The sequence below is a fragment of the Streptococcus sanguinis genome, from assembly GCF_019928825.1.
GTDB classification, from domain to species: Bacteria; Bacillota; Bacilli; order Lactobacillales; family Streptococcaceae; genus Streptococcus; species Streptococcus sanguinis_L.
This window is the reverse complement of record NZ_JAHZOP010000003.1, coordinates 338,388-353,340: the sequence shown is the minus strand read 5'-3', so window position 1 is coordinate 353,340 and position 14,953 is coordinate 338,388. Positions and strand designations below refer to the sequence as shown.

Sequence of the window (14,953 nt, the reverse complement as noted above, 5' to 3'; positions counted from 1 at the left end):
AAAGAGGAAGAATATGTCAAAATTAGAAAAATATGAAGGTGTCATTCCGGCTTTTTATGCTTGTTATGATGAAGCAGGAGAAGTAAGCCCAGAACGTGTTCGTGCTTTGACTCAGTACTTTATTGATAAGGGAGTTAAGGGTGTCTATGTTAATGGTTCTTCTGGTGAGTGTATTTACCTCAGTGTAGCAGACCGGAAATTAATTTTGGAAAATGTCATGGAAGTGGCTAAGGGCAAGCTGACAGTTATCGCTCATGTAGCCTGCAACAACACGAAGGACAGTGTGGAACTGGCTAAGCATGCTGAAAGTTTGGGTGTTGATGCCATCGCTGCTATTCCTCCTATTTACTTCCGTTTGCCCGACTATTCTATCGCTAAGTACTGGAACGATATGAGTGCAGCGGCTCCGAATACTGACTTTGTCATCTACAATATTCCGCAGCTGTCTGGAACGACCCTGACACCAGCACTCTATGCGGAAATGCGTAAAAATCCACGAGTTATTGGGGTTAAAAACTCTTCTATGCCGACTCAAGACATTCAAATCTTTGTTGCAGAAGGTGGGGAAGATCATATTGTCTTTAATGGTCCAGACGAACAGTTTATCAGCGGTCGAGTTATTGGTGCTAAGGCCGGAATTGGCGGAACCTATGCTGTGATGCCTGACCTATTCCTGAAGCTCAACCAACTCATCATTGACAAAGATCTGGGTCGTGCTAAAGAACTGCAACATGCGATTAATAGTGTGATTTACAAGATGGTCAGCGGTCGAGCAAATCTCTATGCTGTTATGAAAGAAATTCTTCGTCTCAATGAGGACTTGGATATTGGTTCTGTTCGAGCACCGTTAGAGCCTCTATCTGAGGGAGACTATGCAATTGCCAAAGAAGCGGCTGCTATGATTAAGCAAGTAAGAGAAGATTTCTTGTAAAATCAAGAGTGTGACGCCAGAGTTCAGGGCAGGCTTAGACTGCCCACCCCACGCTCTGGATATGAATAATATGGAGAAATTCTATGGGAAATGTTGGTTTTACCACAATCGATATGATTATTCTGATTGTGTATTTACTAGTTGTTCTGGTAGCAGGTTTGCTCTTCTCGAAAAAGGAGATGCAGGGTAAAGAGTTCTTCAAAGGTGATGGAACGGTACCTTGGTATGTAACATCTGTTTCCATTTTTGCTACATTGCTAAGTCCGATTTCCTTTATGACACTGGCGGGGAACTCTTATGCAGGGACTTGGCTGCTCTGGTTTGCCCAGCTGGGTATGATTTTTGCCATTCCAGTGGCTATCCGTTTCTTCTTGCCGATTTATGCACGTCTGGATATTGATACAGCCTATGACTACCTGCAAAAACGTTTTGGTTCTAAGGCCTTGCGAGCTTTGTCAGCTGTCTTCTTCATCATCTATCAAATCGGCCGCATGTCCATCATTATGTATCTACCTTCAGTGGCTCTGGCTACTCTGACCAAGATTGATGTCAATATCTTGATTATCGCGATGGGTGCGATTGCCATTGTTTACTCCTATACCGGTGGTGTCAAGTCAGTTCTGTGGACAGACTTTATCCAAGGTTCAGTACTCTTGATTGGTACAGTTATAGGGCTTTTCTTCCTGATTGCTAATCTCAAGGGTGGCTTTGGCGATATTGCTAGTGAGCTGGCCAGCGGTAAATTTATCTCAGGAAATGAAACTATTTTCAATCCTAACTTGCTGAAAGATTCTATTTTCCTGATTATCTTGGGATCTGGTATCAACACCCTGTCCTCTTATGTATCTTCGCAAGATATCGTTCAGCGCTTTACGACAACTCAGAATGTGAAGAAACTCAATAAAATGATGTTTACGAATGGAGTTTTGTCAATCTTTATCGCTTCTGTCTTTTATCTGATTGGTACAGGCTTATACGTCTATTATCAAGTACAGCATCCAGGCAGCGAGGGCAGCTCTATTCCTCAAGACCAGATCTTCACTTACTTTATCGCCTATGGTCTTCCAGTTGGAGTGACCGGTGTTCTGATTGCGGCAATTTACGCAGCGGCTCAGTCTACTATTTCTACGGGTCTTAATTCTGTAGCGACTTCTTGGACTCTGGATATTCAAGATGTTGTATCTAGCAATCTGGACGACAAGAAACGGACTAAAATTGCTCAATATGTTTCTCTAGGTGTAGGAGTCTTCTCCACAGTAGTTTCAATCGTGATGGCTCATACAGGTATTACATCGGCTTATGTTTGGTTTAATGGCTTTATGGGCTTGGTGCTAGGTGTCTTGGGAGGAATCTTTATTCTGGGAATCTTCACCAAGCGTGCCAACCTCAAGGGAGCTTATGCAGCTATGATTGCTTCCAGTATTGTCCTACTAGTCATCAAGTACGCTCTGCCAGCAGAAGCAGTTAGTATTTGGGCTTATTCATTGATTTCAATTGTTGTTTCCTTGATTGTAGGCTATGTTGTTTCCGTCTTAACTGGCGGCAAGGCTGCGCCAGAGAATACAACAGTTTACGATATTGCAAGTATTCATGCAGATAAATCCTGGGAGGTACGGCACTAATGGAACTAGTTCAATATAAAGGAGCAGCTGTTGAGAGAGACATTCAGCAACCTGCCTTAAAAAAAGTCTTAGAATTTTTAAGGACACATGATGTCAGCCAAGATGAAAAGGGCAATCACCCTGTGTCTGATGATTTCTTTTACAATGTCATTGAAATGACGACCACGACCGATGAGGAGCGGGTCTGGGAAAGTCATAGGGAATTTTATGATGTGCATCTGATTTTTGAAGGAAGGGAGCGCATCCACTATAACTTTTTGTCCAATATGGAAGAAGGTGATTATGATGCGGAAGGAGACTGGCAGCAGATGTCCGGTCAGGCTTTGTTTGACCTGATATTCACTCCTGGCAGCCTGCTCTTGCTGGATCCTAATGACGCCCATAAGACTGGACTGATAGCTGAAGAAGCCGGCCCCATCCGTAAGGTTGTCTTTAAAGTAAAAATTGTATAAAAGGCTGCGGGCGGGATGAGAAAGACTGATTGTTCTTAACATGCTGCCCCAGCTTTTTTAGTCAGTTTTGAACTTTATCTTCTTCTGGAGAATTCTAGCAAGGAAGGGTTGGAATTACTTTTGAGAAAGTGATAGAATAAAGAAAATAGTTGCAGGAGGAAGATGTCTGATGGTTTCTTTGGAAAAAAACATTTTGCCAGTGATTGAGTCTGTATACGGCAGTCTGACACACCTGGAAAAGAAGATTGCAGATTATTTTCTGTCTGATGAGGCGCTGACAGCTGATCTATCGGCTCAGGCTGTGTCTCAGAAGCTCTATGTCTCTGTGCCTTCTCTGACTCGCTTCGCTAAAAAATGTGGCTTTTCAGGCTATCGGCAGTTTATCTTTGAATTTCAGGAATCCAGCTCAGAAAGTAAAAATGTCAGTAGGGATTTGACGAGAAATGTCTTGTCTGATTATGGCGAATTGCTCAATAAGACTTTTTCCTTGATTGATGAAGAACAGTTCTTGCGCGTGGGGGATATGCTCAACAATGCTGGGCGAGTCTATATCTACGGGCAGGGGAGTTCAGGCTTAGTGGCTCGGGAAATGGAGTTTCGCTTCATGCGGTTGGGAATGGTTTGTAAGGCCATTACGGACGACCATATGATTCGGGTGAATAGAGTTATGCTGGATCCAGACTGTCTGGTTATTGGCATTTCCATATCTGGCGAGACTAAAATTATCACGCAGGCTATTCAGAATGCCAAAAAAGTCGGAGCCAAGACTGTGCTGGTAACTTCCAATAACAGCGACGACTTGAGGCAGCAGTGTGATGAACTGGTTCTAGTAGCTGTCAAGAAGCACTTGGCACAGGGCAATAATATTTCTCCTCAGTTTCCGGTTTTAGTCGTGATGGACATTTTCTATGCCTATTATATGGATTTAGACCGAGATCATCGCAGCCAAATCTTTACAAATACACTTTCGGCTTTAGAAGAAAATCAAGAAGAGAAGGAGCATGAATCGTGAATATTGTGGGAATAGATATCGGTGGGACAACGATTAAAGCAGATCTCTATCAGTCTGATGGACGTAGTCTAAATCAATTTCGAGAAGTTGCCACTGAGATCGACTTTGAAAAGAAAACGAATCAGATTTTAGAGCAGGTTTGCCAGTTAATAGCATTTTATAAGGAGAAGTTTGAGCTAGATGGAGTAGCGATTTCATCTGCTGGTGTAGTTGACAGCCAGGCTGGGAAAATCAGTTACGCCGGTTATACCATTCCAGGCTATATTGGAACGGATTTCCGTAGTCGGATTTTAAAAGAATTTGGTTTACCGATTGCGATTGAAAATGATGTTAATTGCGCTGCTCTAGGTGAGGCTTGGCTAGGCGCTGCCAAAGGTCATGCTTCTGCAGTTATGATTACTGTCGGTACAGGCATTGGCGGCGGCATTATCAATGATGGAAAGATTGTCAATGGATCCACTTATACTGCTGGTGAGGTAGGCTATCTGCCCATGGAAGATGGACAGGACTGGCAATCCCTGGCCTCAACAACTGCCTTGTTGGCATTATACAGCCAAAAGACAGGCGAGCAGGGCCATACTGGGCGTAGTTTTTTTGCGGCGGTAGACCAAGGAGATAAGCTGGCGCAGGAAACACTTGATATATTCTTGGGTCGCCTAGCTAAAGGTCTTTTAACCCTGTCCTATATTCTAAATCCAGAGGTGTTGATTGTCGGTGGCGGGATATTAGCTAGATCTGAGCTTATTCTGCCACGTCTTGAAAATTTGATGAAGCAGCAAGTAGTAGATCAGCGCTTTTTGCCTAGAGAGTTGGCGGCAGCAGCCCTAGGGAATGAAGCCGGACGATTAGGCGCTGTTCGACATTTTCTGAATCAGGAGAAAAACTCTGTTTGAAAAAGATGTTTTCAGAAAGAATATGTTATAATTTATGCAAGTACGAAGCTGTATTCCAGAAGATGACCTTGCCAGATGGTTGGCTAGTCGCTCAGGAATGCAGATTTTAAAATCCGTTTTCAAAGGTTTTTGAAAACGAGGGGGTGAATAGATGGCCAATGAAACACTTGAAAAAATGCAGGAAATTGAAACTGCTGCAGAAGAAGTTTTGATGGGCTACAGAACGCAGGCTCAGGAGCTGCGACAGCAGGTAGATGAAAATCTCAGACAGCTAGGTCTGAAGTATGACGATGAAACGCAGAAGCTGGCTGAGGAATTAACCGCGACTTCTCAGCAAAAGTTGGTGCACCTGCAGCAAGACCTAGAGCAGACAACCCAGCAGAATGAGGACAAGGTTGCGGCTGCGCTGACAGACAAAAAAGCAGACTTGGCGCGAGCCATTGTAGAGAAGGTGGTAGAAGCCTATGGCCATTAGTCAAATGCGGCAGCTGTCTCTGCTTCTGCCCAAGGAACTGCTGGACCAGCTTCTCTTTTACCTACAGGGTTTAAAGTCGGTACAGATTCATGACTTGCGGCAGGAAGAGGACTGGCAGGCAGCCTTTGAGCAGGCTTTAGTCGGCCGGCCGGATCAGCATTTATCTCAGCAGGATTTGCTCAGTCGTCAAGAAAAGCTCGAGAGGCTAATTGCAGAGCTGGAGCCTTTTATGCCCAAAAAGAAATTGCTGGAAGCCTTAAAAGAAGAACCTTTGGAGCTGTCCTTTGCTGCTTTGGAGCAGGCAGGGAAGGCCCGAGATGAGGAGGCGCTGCTGGAAGGAATCAGTAAGCAACTTAAGGTCTTGCAAGAAGCCAAAACTCAGATAGAAGCTGACTGCTTGGAAGTGGCTGCGCTGGAGAAGTGGGAGCCGCTGGAGCTAACACCGCAAGCAGCTGCGACTTTCAGTCATCTGGGAGCTTTGATTGGAACGATTCCTAATACCGACGATGATGCTCTGCGCCTGACTCTGGGAGCACATCCTGACCTGAAGTTTCAGGAAGTTTTTACCGATGATACGGAGCATGGGGTTCTTATTTTTTACAAGACAGGCTCTTTGGAAGAAGTTCGCAAAATCTTGAAAGAGTATGGCTTTAAGCCTTTTGAGTATGACCATGCGGAACTGCCTGCTGAGCGGATAGCCCAGCTCAAGGCCAATATTCGACAGCAGGAGGCTGTGTCAGATGCTATGACCAAGAGTCTGGCAGCTTCCAAGAATGAACTGGATCAGCTCAAGGTTCAGCTTGATTATCTCTGCAATCTCTCCTCCCGTCAAGAAAGTAAGAACCAGTTAGCCAGCACACAAAATCTGGCAGCCTTGGAAGGCTGGATCGAAAGCAATCAAGTTCAAGCTCTTGAGGCTTGCTTGACAGAGCAGTTTGGCCAGAGCATTCTCATCCAGACCAGAGAGATTCGACAGGATGAGGAAGATAAGGTTCCGACCAAGCTTAAAAACAATGCCTTGGTGGAGCCCTTCGAGCTAGTGACGGAGATGTATTCCCTGCCTAAGTATGGTGATAAGGATCCAACCCCCGTCGTTTCCCTCTTTTATTTTGTATTCTTTGGGATGATGGTCGCTGACATCGGCTACGGTCTCTTGCTCTTTTTGGGCACCAGTCTGGCGCTGCACTTCTTGCATGTCAAGCCGGGATTGGCTAAGAATCTGCGATTCTTCCGCCTACTTGGTGTGGCAGTCATCATCTGGGGACTGGTTTATGGCTCTTTCTTTGGATTTGAACTGCCCTTTGCTCTGATTAGTACCAGCTCAGACGCCATGACGATTCTGGTTATTTCGGTTGTCTTTGGCTTTGTTACAGTGCTAGCGGGCCTCTTCCTCAGCGGTCTGAAAAATATCCGTCTCAAAGATTATGCAGAAGCTTATAATGCAGGCTTTGCTTGGGTGTTGATTTTGCTGGGGCTGCTACTCTTGGCCTTGGGAAATTTCTTCCCATCCTTGGCCTTTGCAGCAACGATTGGTCAGTGGCTGGCCATCATCAATGCTCTGGGCATACTGGCAGTATCTATTGTCAGTGCTAAGAGCTTGGCAGGATTGGGCTCAGGTCTCTTTAATCTCTACAATGTCAGTGGTTATGTAGGGGATCTTGTCAGCTTTACGCGGCTGATGGCTCTGGGGCTTTCGGGAGCCAGCATTGGCTCGGCTTTTAACTTGATTGTCAGCCTTTTTCCACCTGTCGCTCGCTTTAGCATCGGCATTCTGCTCTTTATTGCCCTTCATTTGGTTAATATGTTTCTATCTTTTCTGTCCGGTTATGTGCACGGAGCGCGTTTGATTTTCGTGGAATTCTTCGGAAAATTCTACGACGGTGGCGGCAAGCCTTTCACTCCGCTCAAGCCTAGTGAGAAATACGTCCAGCAAAGCAAGAAATAAAGATTAGGAACTAGGGTAAGAGATGAGAAACTCGTCTTTATAAAAACACTTTCTAAAACATCAAAACAAGCAACATTCATTCAACTAGCTGTTGGTTTTACGACAATTACAGCATTTTCATAGGAGTAAATCATGGAACATTTAGCATCATATTTTGGAACTTACGGCGGCGCCTTTTTTGCAGGTCTGGGAGTAGCTTTGGCGGTCTTTCTCAGCGGAATGGGCTCAGCTCTGGGTGTTGGAAGCACTGGTCAGGCAGCGGCAGCCCTCTTGAAAGAGCAGCCGGAAAAATTTGCTCAAGCTTTGATTTTGCAACTTTTGCCAGGTACCCAAGGTCTCTATGGCTTTGTTATCGGGATTACCGTCTTCTTTAATATCAAGCCAGAATTGGCTCTGCAATCAGGCGTGGCTTATTTTCTAGCCGCTTTGCCAGTTGCGATTGTTGGTTACTTTTCAGCCAAGCATCAAGGTCGAGTAGCAACCGCTGGTATTCAGATTTTGGCCAAGCGACCAGAAGAGGTCATGAAAGGGGTAATCCTAGCGGCCATGGTTGAAACCTACGCTATCTTGGCCTTCGTTGTTTCCTTCATCATGGTTCTGAATGTGAAGTAAGGAGGCTTTTATGTCTGACATATCAGATCTCAAAGCTTCTGTCTTGGAGCAGGCTCACGAAAAGGGGCGTCTGCTTTTGGCCGAGGCTACTGAGAAAATAGAACAGGAAGCCAAGGAACGTGAGGCCCAGCTGGTTCGGCAAAAGCTTGGACAGCGAGAGCAGCAGCTGAAAGAAATCAGCCGGCGCAGTCAGCGCGATATTCAGCAGCTGGAAAATCAAAAGCGCCAGTCTACTCTGGTCATCAAGCAGCGGGTTCTCAGAGAGCTTTTTGAGGAAGCCTATGCTCAGATGGCGGCTTGGTCACCAGCTGAAGAAGAGCATTTTCTGAAGAGTGTCTTGGCTAAATACCCAGAGAAAGAGTTGGCACTGACTTTCGGTGCTCTATCAGCTGAGAAATTCAGCTCCAGCCAGTTAGAAGACTTGAAAAAATCCTTTCCGCAAGTACACTTTTCAGACCAGTCCATAGCCGGTCAGGCAGGCTTTGTGCTGAGCCAAGGACGAGTGGATGATAGTTATCTCTATCGTGACTTGCTGGACTCTGTCTGGCAGGAGGAAAGCTACCGTCTAGCTCAGGATATTTTCAAAGACCAGGCAGAATAGGAGGCGGACCATGAGTGAAACAAGCTTCTCTCAAGTCAATACAGCCATCAGTGTGCAAGAGGCTTCCTTTTTGACGCCCCAGCAATATGAACAGTTGCTGCAGGCTGACAATCCTGCCAGCCGTTCGTCTCTTCTGCAGGGAACGGTCTATGCCATGGATGCTGAAGCTATCAAGGATCTCAATGCCATTGAGCAGGTGCTGATGAAGCATTTGTATTCCGTTTATAATTGGGCGCTTGAGATCAGTCCTAGTAAGGAGCTGGTGGAGATTTTCACGCTCCGCTACACCTACCACAATCTCAAAGTTTTTCTTAAAGGTCGGGCGACAGGTCAGTCCCTGGAGCATTTGCTGATGCCGGTGGGGACCTATTCGCTGGAGGTTTTGGAGCACTTGGTCATGGCCTTTTCGGCTGAGTATTGTCCAGATTTCATGCTGGACGAGGTGCTTGCGACCTGGCAGGAATACCAGGATTATCAGGATATGCGCGTCTTGGAGATTGGCATGGATATGGCTTATTTCCAGCATCTCAAGCGCCTGACACAGGTGTTGGAAGATGACCGCTTGCTGCAGCTGGTGAATCTGACTATTGATTTTTACAATGCCATCACCGTCAAGCGGGCTGTTGATTTGGAGAAACCTCATAGCTTTATGAGGCAGCTCCTGTCTGATGAAGGAAGTCTTTCTGCTGCCAACTGGATTGCCATGGCAGAGCAGGGAGATTTCTTGACCTGGTTTAGCCAGATCAATCCTTGTGGTTACGATTTGGATCTGCGCTCCTATGAGGAAAAAATGCGGAACCAGACCTTGACAACAGTAGAGTTAGAATATCTAGCGGACCTCTTGCAGGCTAAGTTGCTGGCGGCTGGTCAGTTTGAGACAGATGGACCGCTCCCTCTCGCCCGCTATCTGCTGAGTAAGGAGCTAGAAGTCAAGAACCTACGGCTGATTTTGACCGGAATGGACAATCAGCTACCCGTAGAGCTTATCAGAGAAAGGATGCGACCGATTTATGGACAAGACTAGCTACAAGATTGCTGTCGTGGGGAATCGCGACACCATTCTCCCATTTAAGCTGATTGGTTTTCAGACCTTTCCAGTGAAAGAAGCTCAGGAGACGGTCAATACCCTGCGTCGGCTAGCCCGTGAAGATTTCGGCATTATCTATTTGACGGAGGATATGGCTGCGGATATTCCAGAAACCCTGGCCTACTATGACCAGCTGGAGATTCCTGCCCTTGTGCTCATTCCTACCCATAAGGGGAGCACGGGACTGGCTCTTTCGCGGATTCATGAAAATGTCGAAAAGGCTGTAGGACAAGATATATTGTGAGGTTTTTATGCGAATCAATCAACTAGGTCAGCCCATTGGGGATGCTCTGCCGGATTTTCAGCCGGGGGACTTGCCTAACCTGGAGCGGATCGAAGGACAGTATGTTGTCATTGAATGTCTATCCAAGGACAAGCATGGAGCAGATTTGTATGAAGTGTATGGTCCGGATTCTCCTGTGGATATGTGGACCTATCTCTTTCAAAATCCTGCCCAAAATCAGGCAGAATGGTCACAGAAGCTAGATCAGATGCTGGCAGCACAGGATCGTTTCCACTATGCGATTGTGGACAAGGAGAGCGGCAAGGCTCTAGGAACTTTTGCCTTGATGAGGATTGACCGAAATAACCGCGTTATCGAAGTGGGAGCGGTGACCTATTCACCCAAGCTGAAGCGCACCAGACTGGCTACGGAAGCCCAGTACTTACTGGCACGCTATGTCTTTGAAGAGCTGGAGTATCGCCGCTATGAATGGAAATGCGACTCCCTCAATCAGCCTTCAAGACGGGCAGCAGAGCGGCTTGGTTTCATCTATGAGGGTAGGTTTCGTCAGGCGGTAGTCTATAAGGGGCGCAACCGAGACACGGACTGGCTGTCTATGATTGACAAGGATTGGCCGGCCGTCAAGAGCCGTCTAGAAAAATGGCTAAGTCCAGACAATTTCGACGAAAAAGGCCAGCAAATAAAAGCCTTATCTGATTTTTAAAATAAAAAGTAACAATCCTTGCCCTAGAGCTAGCTAAGAAGAATTTCAAACTCGCGGCAAGAATCAAAAAATACTCTTTGGAAATGAATTTCAAACTTTTGCTTGGTTTGAGCTTTGATTTTCATTGAGAAACAACAAAAATCTCCCAAGAATGGAGGAAGATTGTGAGTCAAGGAAAGATTATCAAAGTTTCTGGTCCTCTGGTGCTGGCATCAGGGATGCAGGAAGCGAATATTCAGGATATCTGCCGGGTTGGCGATTTGGGGCTAATCGGTGAAATTATCGAAATGCGGCGGGACCAAGCCTCTATTCAGGTTTATGAAGAAACTTCTGGCTTGGGTCCGGGAGAGCCGGTCATCACGACTGGAAGCCCTCTGTCTGTTGAACTTGGTCCAGGTCTGATTTCTCAGATGTTTGACGGAATTCAGCGGCCTTTGGAGCGCTTCCAGACCATCACGTCGAGCGACTTCCTCGTCCGCGGTGTCCAATTGCCAAATTTAGACCGAGAGGCTAAGTGGGATTTTGTTCCAAGTCTGTCTGTCGGAGATGCGGTTGAGGCTGGCGATATTCTGGGAACGGTGCAGGAGACCAATCTGGTGGAGCACCGCATCATGGTGCCAGTTGGAGTCAGTGGACGTTTGACCAATATCTCAGCTGGCAGTTTCACTGTTGAAGAGACTGTTTACGAGATTGAGCAGGCGGACGGTTCTGTCTTTAAAGGGACTCTCATGCAAAAATGGCCGGTCCGTCGTGGGCGTCCTTTTGCTCAGAAGCTGATTCCAGTTGAGCCTTTGGTGACAGGTCAGCGGGTCATCGATACCTTCTTCCCAGTAACCAAGGGCGGAGCAGCTGCCGTACCAGGACCTTTCGGGGCTGGTAAGACTGTCGTCCAGCACCAGGTGGCTAAGTTTGCCAATGTTGACATCGTTATCTATGTCGGCTGCGGTGAGCGTGGCAATGAAATGACCGACGTACTTAATGAATTTCCAGAACTGATTGACCCAGCGACTGGTCAGTCCATTATGCAGCGGACGGTGCTGATTGCCAACACTTCTAATATGCCGGTGGCGGCTCGGGAAGCGTCGATTTACACAGGGATTACGATTGCAGAATACTTCCGTGACATGGGCTACTCCGTGGCCATCATGGCGGACTCTACCTCTCGCTGGGCAGAAGCCCTGCGGGAAATGTCCGGCCGTCTGGAAGAAATGCCAGGTGACGAAGGCTATCCAGCCTATCTTGGCAGCCGGATTGCTGAATATTACGAGCGGGCAGGTCGGGTCAAGACACTCGGTTCAACTGCGCGCGAAGGCTCTATAACTGCTATCGGGGCCGTATCACCTCCAGGTGGAGATATTTCTGAGCCAGTGACGCAAAATACCCTGCGGATTGTCAAGGTCTTCTGGGGCTTGGATGCTCAGCTGGCTCAACGCCGGCATTTTCCAGCTATCAACTGGCTGAGCTCTTACTCGCTCTATCTAGACGAAGTGGGAGCATATATCGACCAGCATGAAAAGATTGCTTGGGCGGAAAAGGTCACCAATGCCATGAATATCCTGCAAAAGGAAAGTGAACTGCAGGAAATCGTGCGTTTGGTGGGCTTGGATTCCTTGTCTGAAAAGGACCGACTGACCATGAATGCAGCCAAGATGATCCGCGAGGACTATCTGCAGCAGAATGCCTTTGATGATGTGGACACCTATACTTCTTTCAAAAAACAGGTAGCTTTATTGAGCAATATCCTAACCTTTGATGCGGAGGCCAATCGTGCCTTGGAGCTGGGGGCTTATTTCCGGGAAATTATGGAAGGAACGGTAGAGCTGCGTGACCGAATTGCCCGCAGCAAGTTTATCCACGAAGACCAGCTGGAAAAAATTCAGGCTCTCAGTCAGACTATCGAGGAAACCCTGCACCAGATTCTTGCCCAAGGAGGACTAGACAATGAGCGTCATTAAAGAATACCGCACCGTCAGTGAAGTTGTCGGCCCTCTGATGATTGTCGACCAAGTCGCTGGCGTGCATTTCAATGAATTGGTAGAAATCCAGCTGCATGACGGCAGCAAGCGTCAGGGCCAGGTTCTGGAAGTCCAAGAAGATAAGGCTATGGTCCAGCTTTTTGAGGGATCAAGCGGTATCAATCTGGAAAAAGCCAAGGTCCGCTTTACTGGCCGTCCGTTAGAGTTGCCAGTGTCAGAAGACATGGTGGGACGGATTTTCAATGGGATGGGCAAGCCGATTGATGGTGGCCCAGCTATCTTGCCAGAAAAATATCTGGATATTGACGGTCAAGCCATCAATCCAGTAGCTCGCGATTATCCGGATGAGTTTATCCAGACCGGTATTTCAGCCATCGACCACCTCAATACCTTGGTTCGGGGGCAAAAACTGCCAGTATTCTCTGGCTCTGGTCTGCCCCACAAGGAATTAGCTGCTCAAATCGCCCGTCAGGCTACCGTGCTTAACTCTGATGAAAACTTCGCCGTGGTATTTGCGGCCATGGGGATTACCTTTGAAGAAGCCGAGTTCTTCATGAATGATCTCCGGGAGACAGGAGCCATTGACCGCTCGGTGCTATTTATCAATCTGGCTAATGATCCGGCTATCGAGCGGATTGCAACGCCGCGGATTGCCCTGACAGCAGCCGAGTACCTAGCTTATGAAAAGGACATGCACGTTCTGGTCATCATGACTGATATGACCAACTATTGCGAAGCCCTGCGGGAAGTTTCCGCAGCTCGGCGTGAAGTGCCGGGCCGCCGTGGGTATCCGGGTTACCTCTATACTAACCTGTCCACCCTTTATGAGCGGGCTGGACGTCTGGTCGGCAAGAAAGGCTCAGTGACTCAGATTCCGATCCTGTCCATGCCAGAGGATGACATTACCCATCCGATTCCAGACTTGACGGGTTATATTACGGAGGGGCAGATTATCCTTTCACGCGACCTTTACAACAGTGGTTATCGTCCGCCCATCAATGTCCTGCCATCTCTGTCTCGTCTCAAGGACAAGGGTTCAGGTGAGGGCAAGACTAGGGGAGACCATGCTGCGACTATGAACCAGCTTTTTGCCGCCTATGCGCAAGGCAAGCAGGCTAAGGAGTTGGCTGTCGTTCTGGGGGAATCCGCCCTGTCCGAAACGGACAAGCTCTATGTGCGCTTTACCGACCGCTTTGAGCAGGAATACATCAATCAAGGTTTCCAGACCAACCGAACCATTGAAGAAAGTTTGGATCTGGGCTGGGAACTCCTGTCCATCTTACCTAGAACGGAGCTCAAGCGGATCAAGGACGATATGATTGACCAATACCTGCCGCAGACCAAGGAGGAAGAAAGATGACACGACTCAATGTCAAGCCGACTCGGATGGAGCTGAATAACTTAAAAGCCCGTCTCAAAACGGCTGTCCGTGGGCATAAACTGCTCAAGGACAAGCGGGATGAGCTGATGCGGCGCTTCATTGAGTCTGTCCGTGAGAACAATCAGCTCCGCCAAAAGGTCGAATCCGCTCTGGTCGGTCATCTGCAGGATTTTGTCATGGCCAAGGCGCTGGAGAGTGACCTCATGGTCGAGGAGATTTTTGCTGTGCCCACGCGGGAGGTCAATCTGCATGTGGAGACTGAGAATATCATGAGTGTGCGCGTGCCCAAGATGTACGCCCATATTGACAATCCGCATACTGATGACGAGGGAGACGTGGTTTATAGCTATGTGGCGTCTAACAGCCAGATGGATGAAACCATTGAAAGCATGAGCGATCTGCTTCCTGACCTGCTGCGACTGGCTGAGATTGAAAAAAGCTGCCAGCTCATGGCGGATGAAATCGAGAAAACCCGCCGTCGGGTCAACGGACTAGAGTATGCTACCATCCCTGACCTCAAAGAAACCATCTACTACATCGAAATGAAACTGGAAGAAGCCGAACGAGCCAGCCTCGTCCGAATGATGAAGGTGAAGTAAGATGCGTAGGCGTTAAAAAAACGACTGAAAAATAGGAACTGGGCGATGGATTCTATGAATCCAAGTCCAGTTCTCTTTTTTCCGAGTTTTTAGCCGAAGCTCGATTTAGCTGAGCTAACCTAGACTGAATAGATCTATTCACAGCAAAAATAGGAAAATAGACGAAGAAGTGACAGCTTCTAGGAGATTTTATCTTTTTTGCCAAGAGCTTAGGTCGGGTTCAGTTTACCAGAGTAGAAAAAATTCAAATAAGCCCAAAAGAAAAAACAGAACCTCTCTAAACGGGGTTCTTTTACTTTTTGCCTGTTTTTATATGTTACAAGAAAATCTCCATATTACAGAGGGCAGACAGTTTTGTTAAATAGGTCGAAAAAGGCTTTTTTCTTAGAAGATTTATGGTAAGATGGTTTTCGTATCATG

At 47.2% G+C, this 14,953-nt stretch carries 15 protein-coding genes; all 15 read left to right on the top strand.

What is annotated here, in order from left to right:
• Positions 1–13 precede the first annotated feature (13 nt).
• The 15 genes from K1J09_RS07835 (at position 14) to K1J09_RS07765 (ending at position 14,533) form a co-directional block, all read left to right on the top strand.
• Entirely contained in the window at positions 14–931 is a 918-nt protein-coding gene (locus K1J09_RS07835) for a dihydrodipicolinate synthase family protein (RefSeq protein WP_009660133.1), read from the top strand.
• 83 nt (positions 932–1,014) lie between these two features.
• Positions 1,015–2,553, top strand: a complete 1,539-nt coding sequence (locus tag K1J09_RS07830; RefSeq protein WP_009660195.1) for a sodium:solute symporter — start codon at positions 1,015–1,017, stop codon at positions 2,551–2,553.
• Positions 2,553–3,005 carry a YhcH/YjgK/YiaL family protein gene (locus K1J09_RS07825; RefSeq protein WP_223323754.1) on the top strand — a complete coding sequence of 151 codons (453 nt, stop codon included), beginning with the start codon at positions 2,553–2,555 and terminating at the stop codon, positions 3,003–3,005. The genes K1J09_RS07830 and K1J09_RS07825 overlap by 1 nt, the downstream gene beginning before the upstream one ends.
• A 169-nt stretch (positions 3,006–3,174) precedes the next feature.
• On the top strand, positions 3,175–4,017 hold the full coding sequence (locus tag K1J09_RS07820) for a MurR/RpiR family transcriptional regulator (RefSeq protein WP_002907701.1): 843 nt from the start codon (positions 3,175–3,177) through the stop codon (positions 4,015–4,017).
• Positions 4,014–4,910, top strand: coding sequence for an ROK family protein (locus K1J09_RS07815; RefSeq protein WP_223323753.1), 897 nt, complete (start codon positions 4,014–4,016; stop codon positions 4,908–4,910). The genes K1J09_RS07820 and K1J09_RS07815 overlap by 4 nt, the downstream gene beginning before the upstream one ends.
• A 151-nt stretch (positions 4,911–5,061) precedes the next feature.
• Positions 5,062–5,385, top strand: a complete 324-nt coding sequence (locus K1J09_RS07810; RefSeq protein ID WP_223323752.1) for a hypothetical protein — start codon at positions 5,062–5,064, stop codon at positions 5,383–5,385.
• Positions 5,375–7,330 carry a V-type ATP synthase subunit I gene (locus tag K1J09_RS07805; protein WP_223323751.1) on the top strand — a complete coding sequence of 652 codons (1,956 nt, stop codon included), beginning with the start codon at positions 5,375–5,377 and terminating at the stop codon, positions 7,328–7,330. Before K1J09_RS07810 ends, K1J09_RS07805 begins: the two co-directional genes overlap by 11 nt.
• Positions 7,331–7,462: 132 nt before the next feature.
• A complete protein-coding gene (locus tag K1J09_RS07800) occupies positions 7,463–7,942 on the top strand; it encodes a V-type ATP synthase subunit K (protein WP_002898768.1) in 480 nt (159 codons plus the stop codon).
• 10 nt (positions 7,943–7,952) lie between these two features.
• Positions 7,953–8,543, top strand: coding sequence for a V-type ATP synthase subunit E family protein (locus K1J09_RS07795; protein ID WP_049552818.1), 591 nt, complete (start codon positions 7,953–7,955; stop codon positions 8,541–8,543).
• 10 nt (positions 8,544–8,553) lie between these two features.
• Positions 8,554–9,567 (top strand): V-type ATPase subunit, encoded by a 1,014-nt coding sequence (locus K1J09_RS07790; RefSeq protein WP_223323750.1) that lies wholly within the window; start codon positions 8,554–8,556, stop codon positions 9,565–9,567.
• A complete protein-coding gene (locus K1J09_RS07785; RefSeq protein ID WP_002894448.1) occupies positions 9,554–9,874 on the top strand; it encodes a V-type ATP synthase subunit F in 321 nt (106 codons plus the stop codon). Before K1J09_RS07790 ends, K1J09_RS07785 begins: the two co-directional genes overlap by 14 nt.
• 7 nt (positions 9,875–9,881) lie before the next feature.
• Positions 9,882–10,577: a GNAT family N-acetyltransferase gene (locus tag K1J09_RS07780; protein ID WP_223323749.1), complete on the top strand. Its 696-nt coding sequence runs from the start codon at positions 9,882–9,884 to the stop codon at positions 10,575–10,577.
• Between the two features lie 164 nt (positions 10,578–10,741).
• On the top strand, positions 10,742–12,532 hold the full coding sequence (locus tag K1J09_RS07775) for a V-type ATP synthase subunit A (RefSeq protein ID WP_223323748.1): 1,791 nt from the start codon (positions 10,742–10,744) through the stop codon (positions 12,530–12,532).
• Positions 12,519–13,913, top strand: a complete 1,395-nt coding sequence (locus tag K1J09_RS07770; RefSeq protein ID WP_002902006.1) for a V-type ATP synthase subunit B — start codon at positions 12,519–12,521, stop codon at positions 13,911–13,913. The genes K1J09_RS07775 and K1J09_RS07770 overlap by 14 nt, the downstream gene beginning before the upstream one ends.
• Entirely contained in the window at positions 13,910–14,533 is a 624-nt protein-coding gene (locus tag K1J09_RS07765; protein ID WP_002902008.1) for a V-type ATP synthase subunit D, read from the top strand. Before K1J09_RS07770 ends, K1J09_RS07765 begins: the two co-directional genes overlap by 4 nt.
• Positions 14,534–14,953: the final 420 nt, after the last annotated feature.

Excerpts from the sequence above, each read along its gene's own strand:
- K1J09_RS07835 (WP_009660133.1), top strand. The coding sequence starts at position 14 with ATGTCAAAATTAGAAAAATATGAAGGTGTCATTCCGGCTTTTTATGCT.
- K1J09_RS07830 (WP_009660195.1), top strand. The coding sequence starts at position 1,015 with ATGGGAAATGTTGGTTTTACCACAATCGATATGATTATTCTGATTGTG.
- K1J09_RS07825 (WP_223323754.1), top strand. The coding sequence starts at position 2,553 with ATGGAACTAGTTCAATATAAAGGAGCAGCTGTTGAGAGAGACATTCAG.
- K1J09_RS07820 (WP_002907701.1), top strand. The coding sequence starts at position 3,175 with ATGGTTTCTTTGGAAAAAAACATTTTGCCAGTGATTGAGTCTGTATAC.
- K1J09_RS07810 (WP_223323752.1), top strand. The coding sequence starts at position 5,062 with ATGGCCAATGAAACACTTGAAAAAATGCAGGAAATTGAAACTGCTGCA.
- K1J09_RS07805 (WP_223323751.1), top strand. The coding sequence starts at position 5,375 with ATGGCCATTAGTCAAATGCGGCAGCTGTCTCTGCTTCTGCCCAAGGAA.
- K1J09_RS07800 (WP_002898768.1), top strand. The coding sequence starts at position 7,463 with ATGGAACATTTAGCATCATATTTTGGAACTTACGGCGGCGCCTTTTTT.
- K1J09_RS07795 (WP_049552818.1), top strand. The coding sequence starts at position 7,953 with ATGTCTGACATATCAGATCTCAAAGCTTCTGTCTTGGAGCAGGCTCAC.
- K1J09_RS07790 (WP_223323750.1), top strand. The coding sequence starts at position 8,554 with ATGAGTGAAACAAGCTTCTCTCAAGTCAATACAGCCATCAGTGTGCAA.
- K1J09_RS07785 (WP_002894448.1), top strand. The coding sequence starts at position 9,554 with ATGGACAAGACTAGCTACAAGATTGCTGTCGTGGGGAATCGCGACACC.
- K1J09_RS07780 (WP_223323749.1), top strand. The coding sequence starts at position 9,882 with ATGCGAATCAATCAACTAGGTCAGCCCATTGGGGATGCTCTGCCGGAT.
- K1J09_RS07770 (WP_002902006.1), top strand. The coding sequence starts at position 12,519 with ATGAGCGTCATTAAAGAATACCGCACCGTCAGTGAAGTTGTCGGCCCT.
- K1J09_RS07765 (WP_002902008.1), top strand. The coding sequence starts at position 13,910 with ATGACACGACTCAATGTCAAGCCGACTCGGATGGAGCTGAATAACTTA.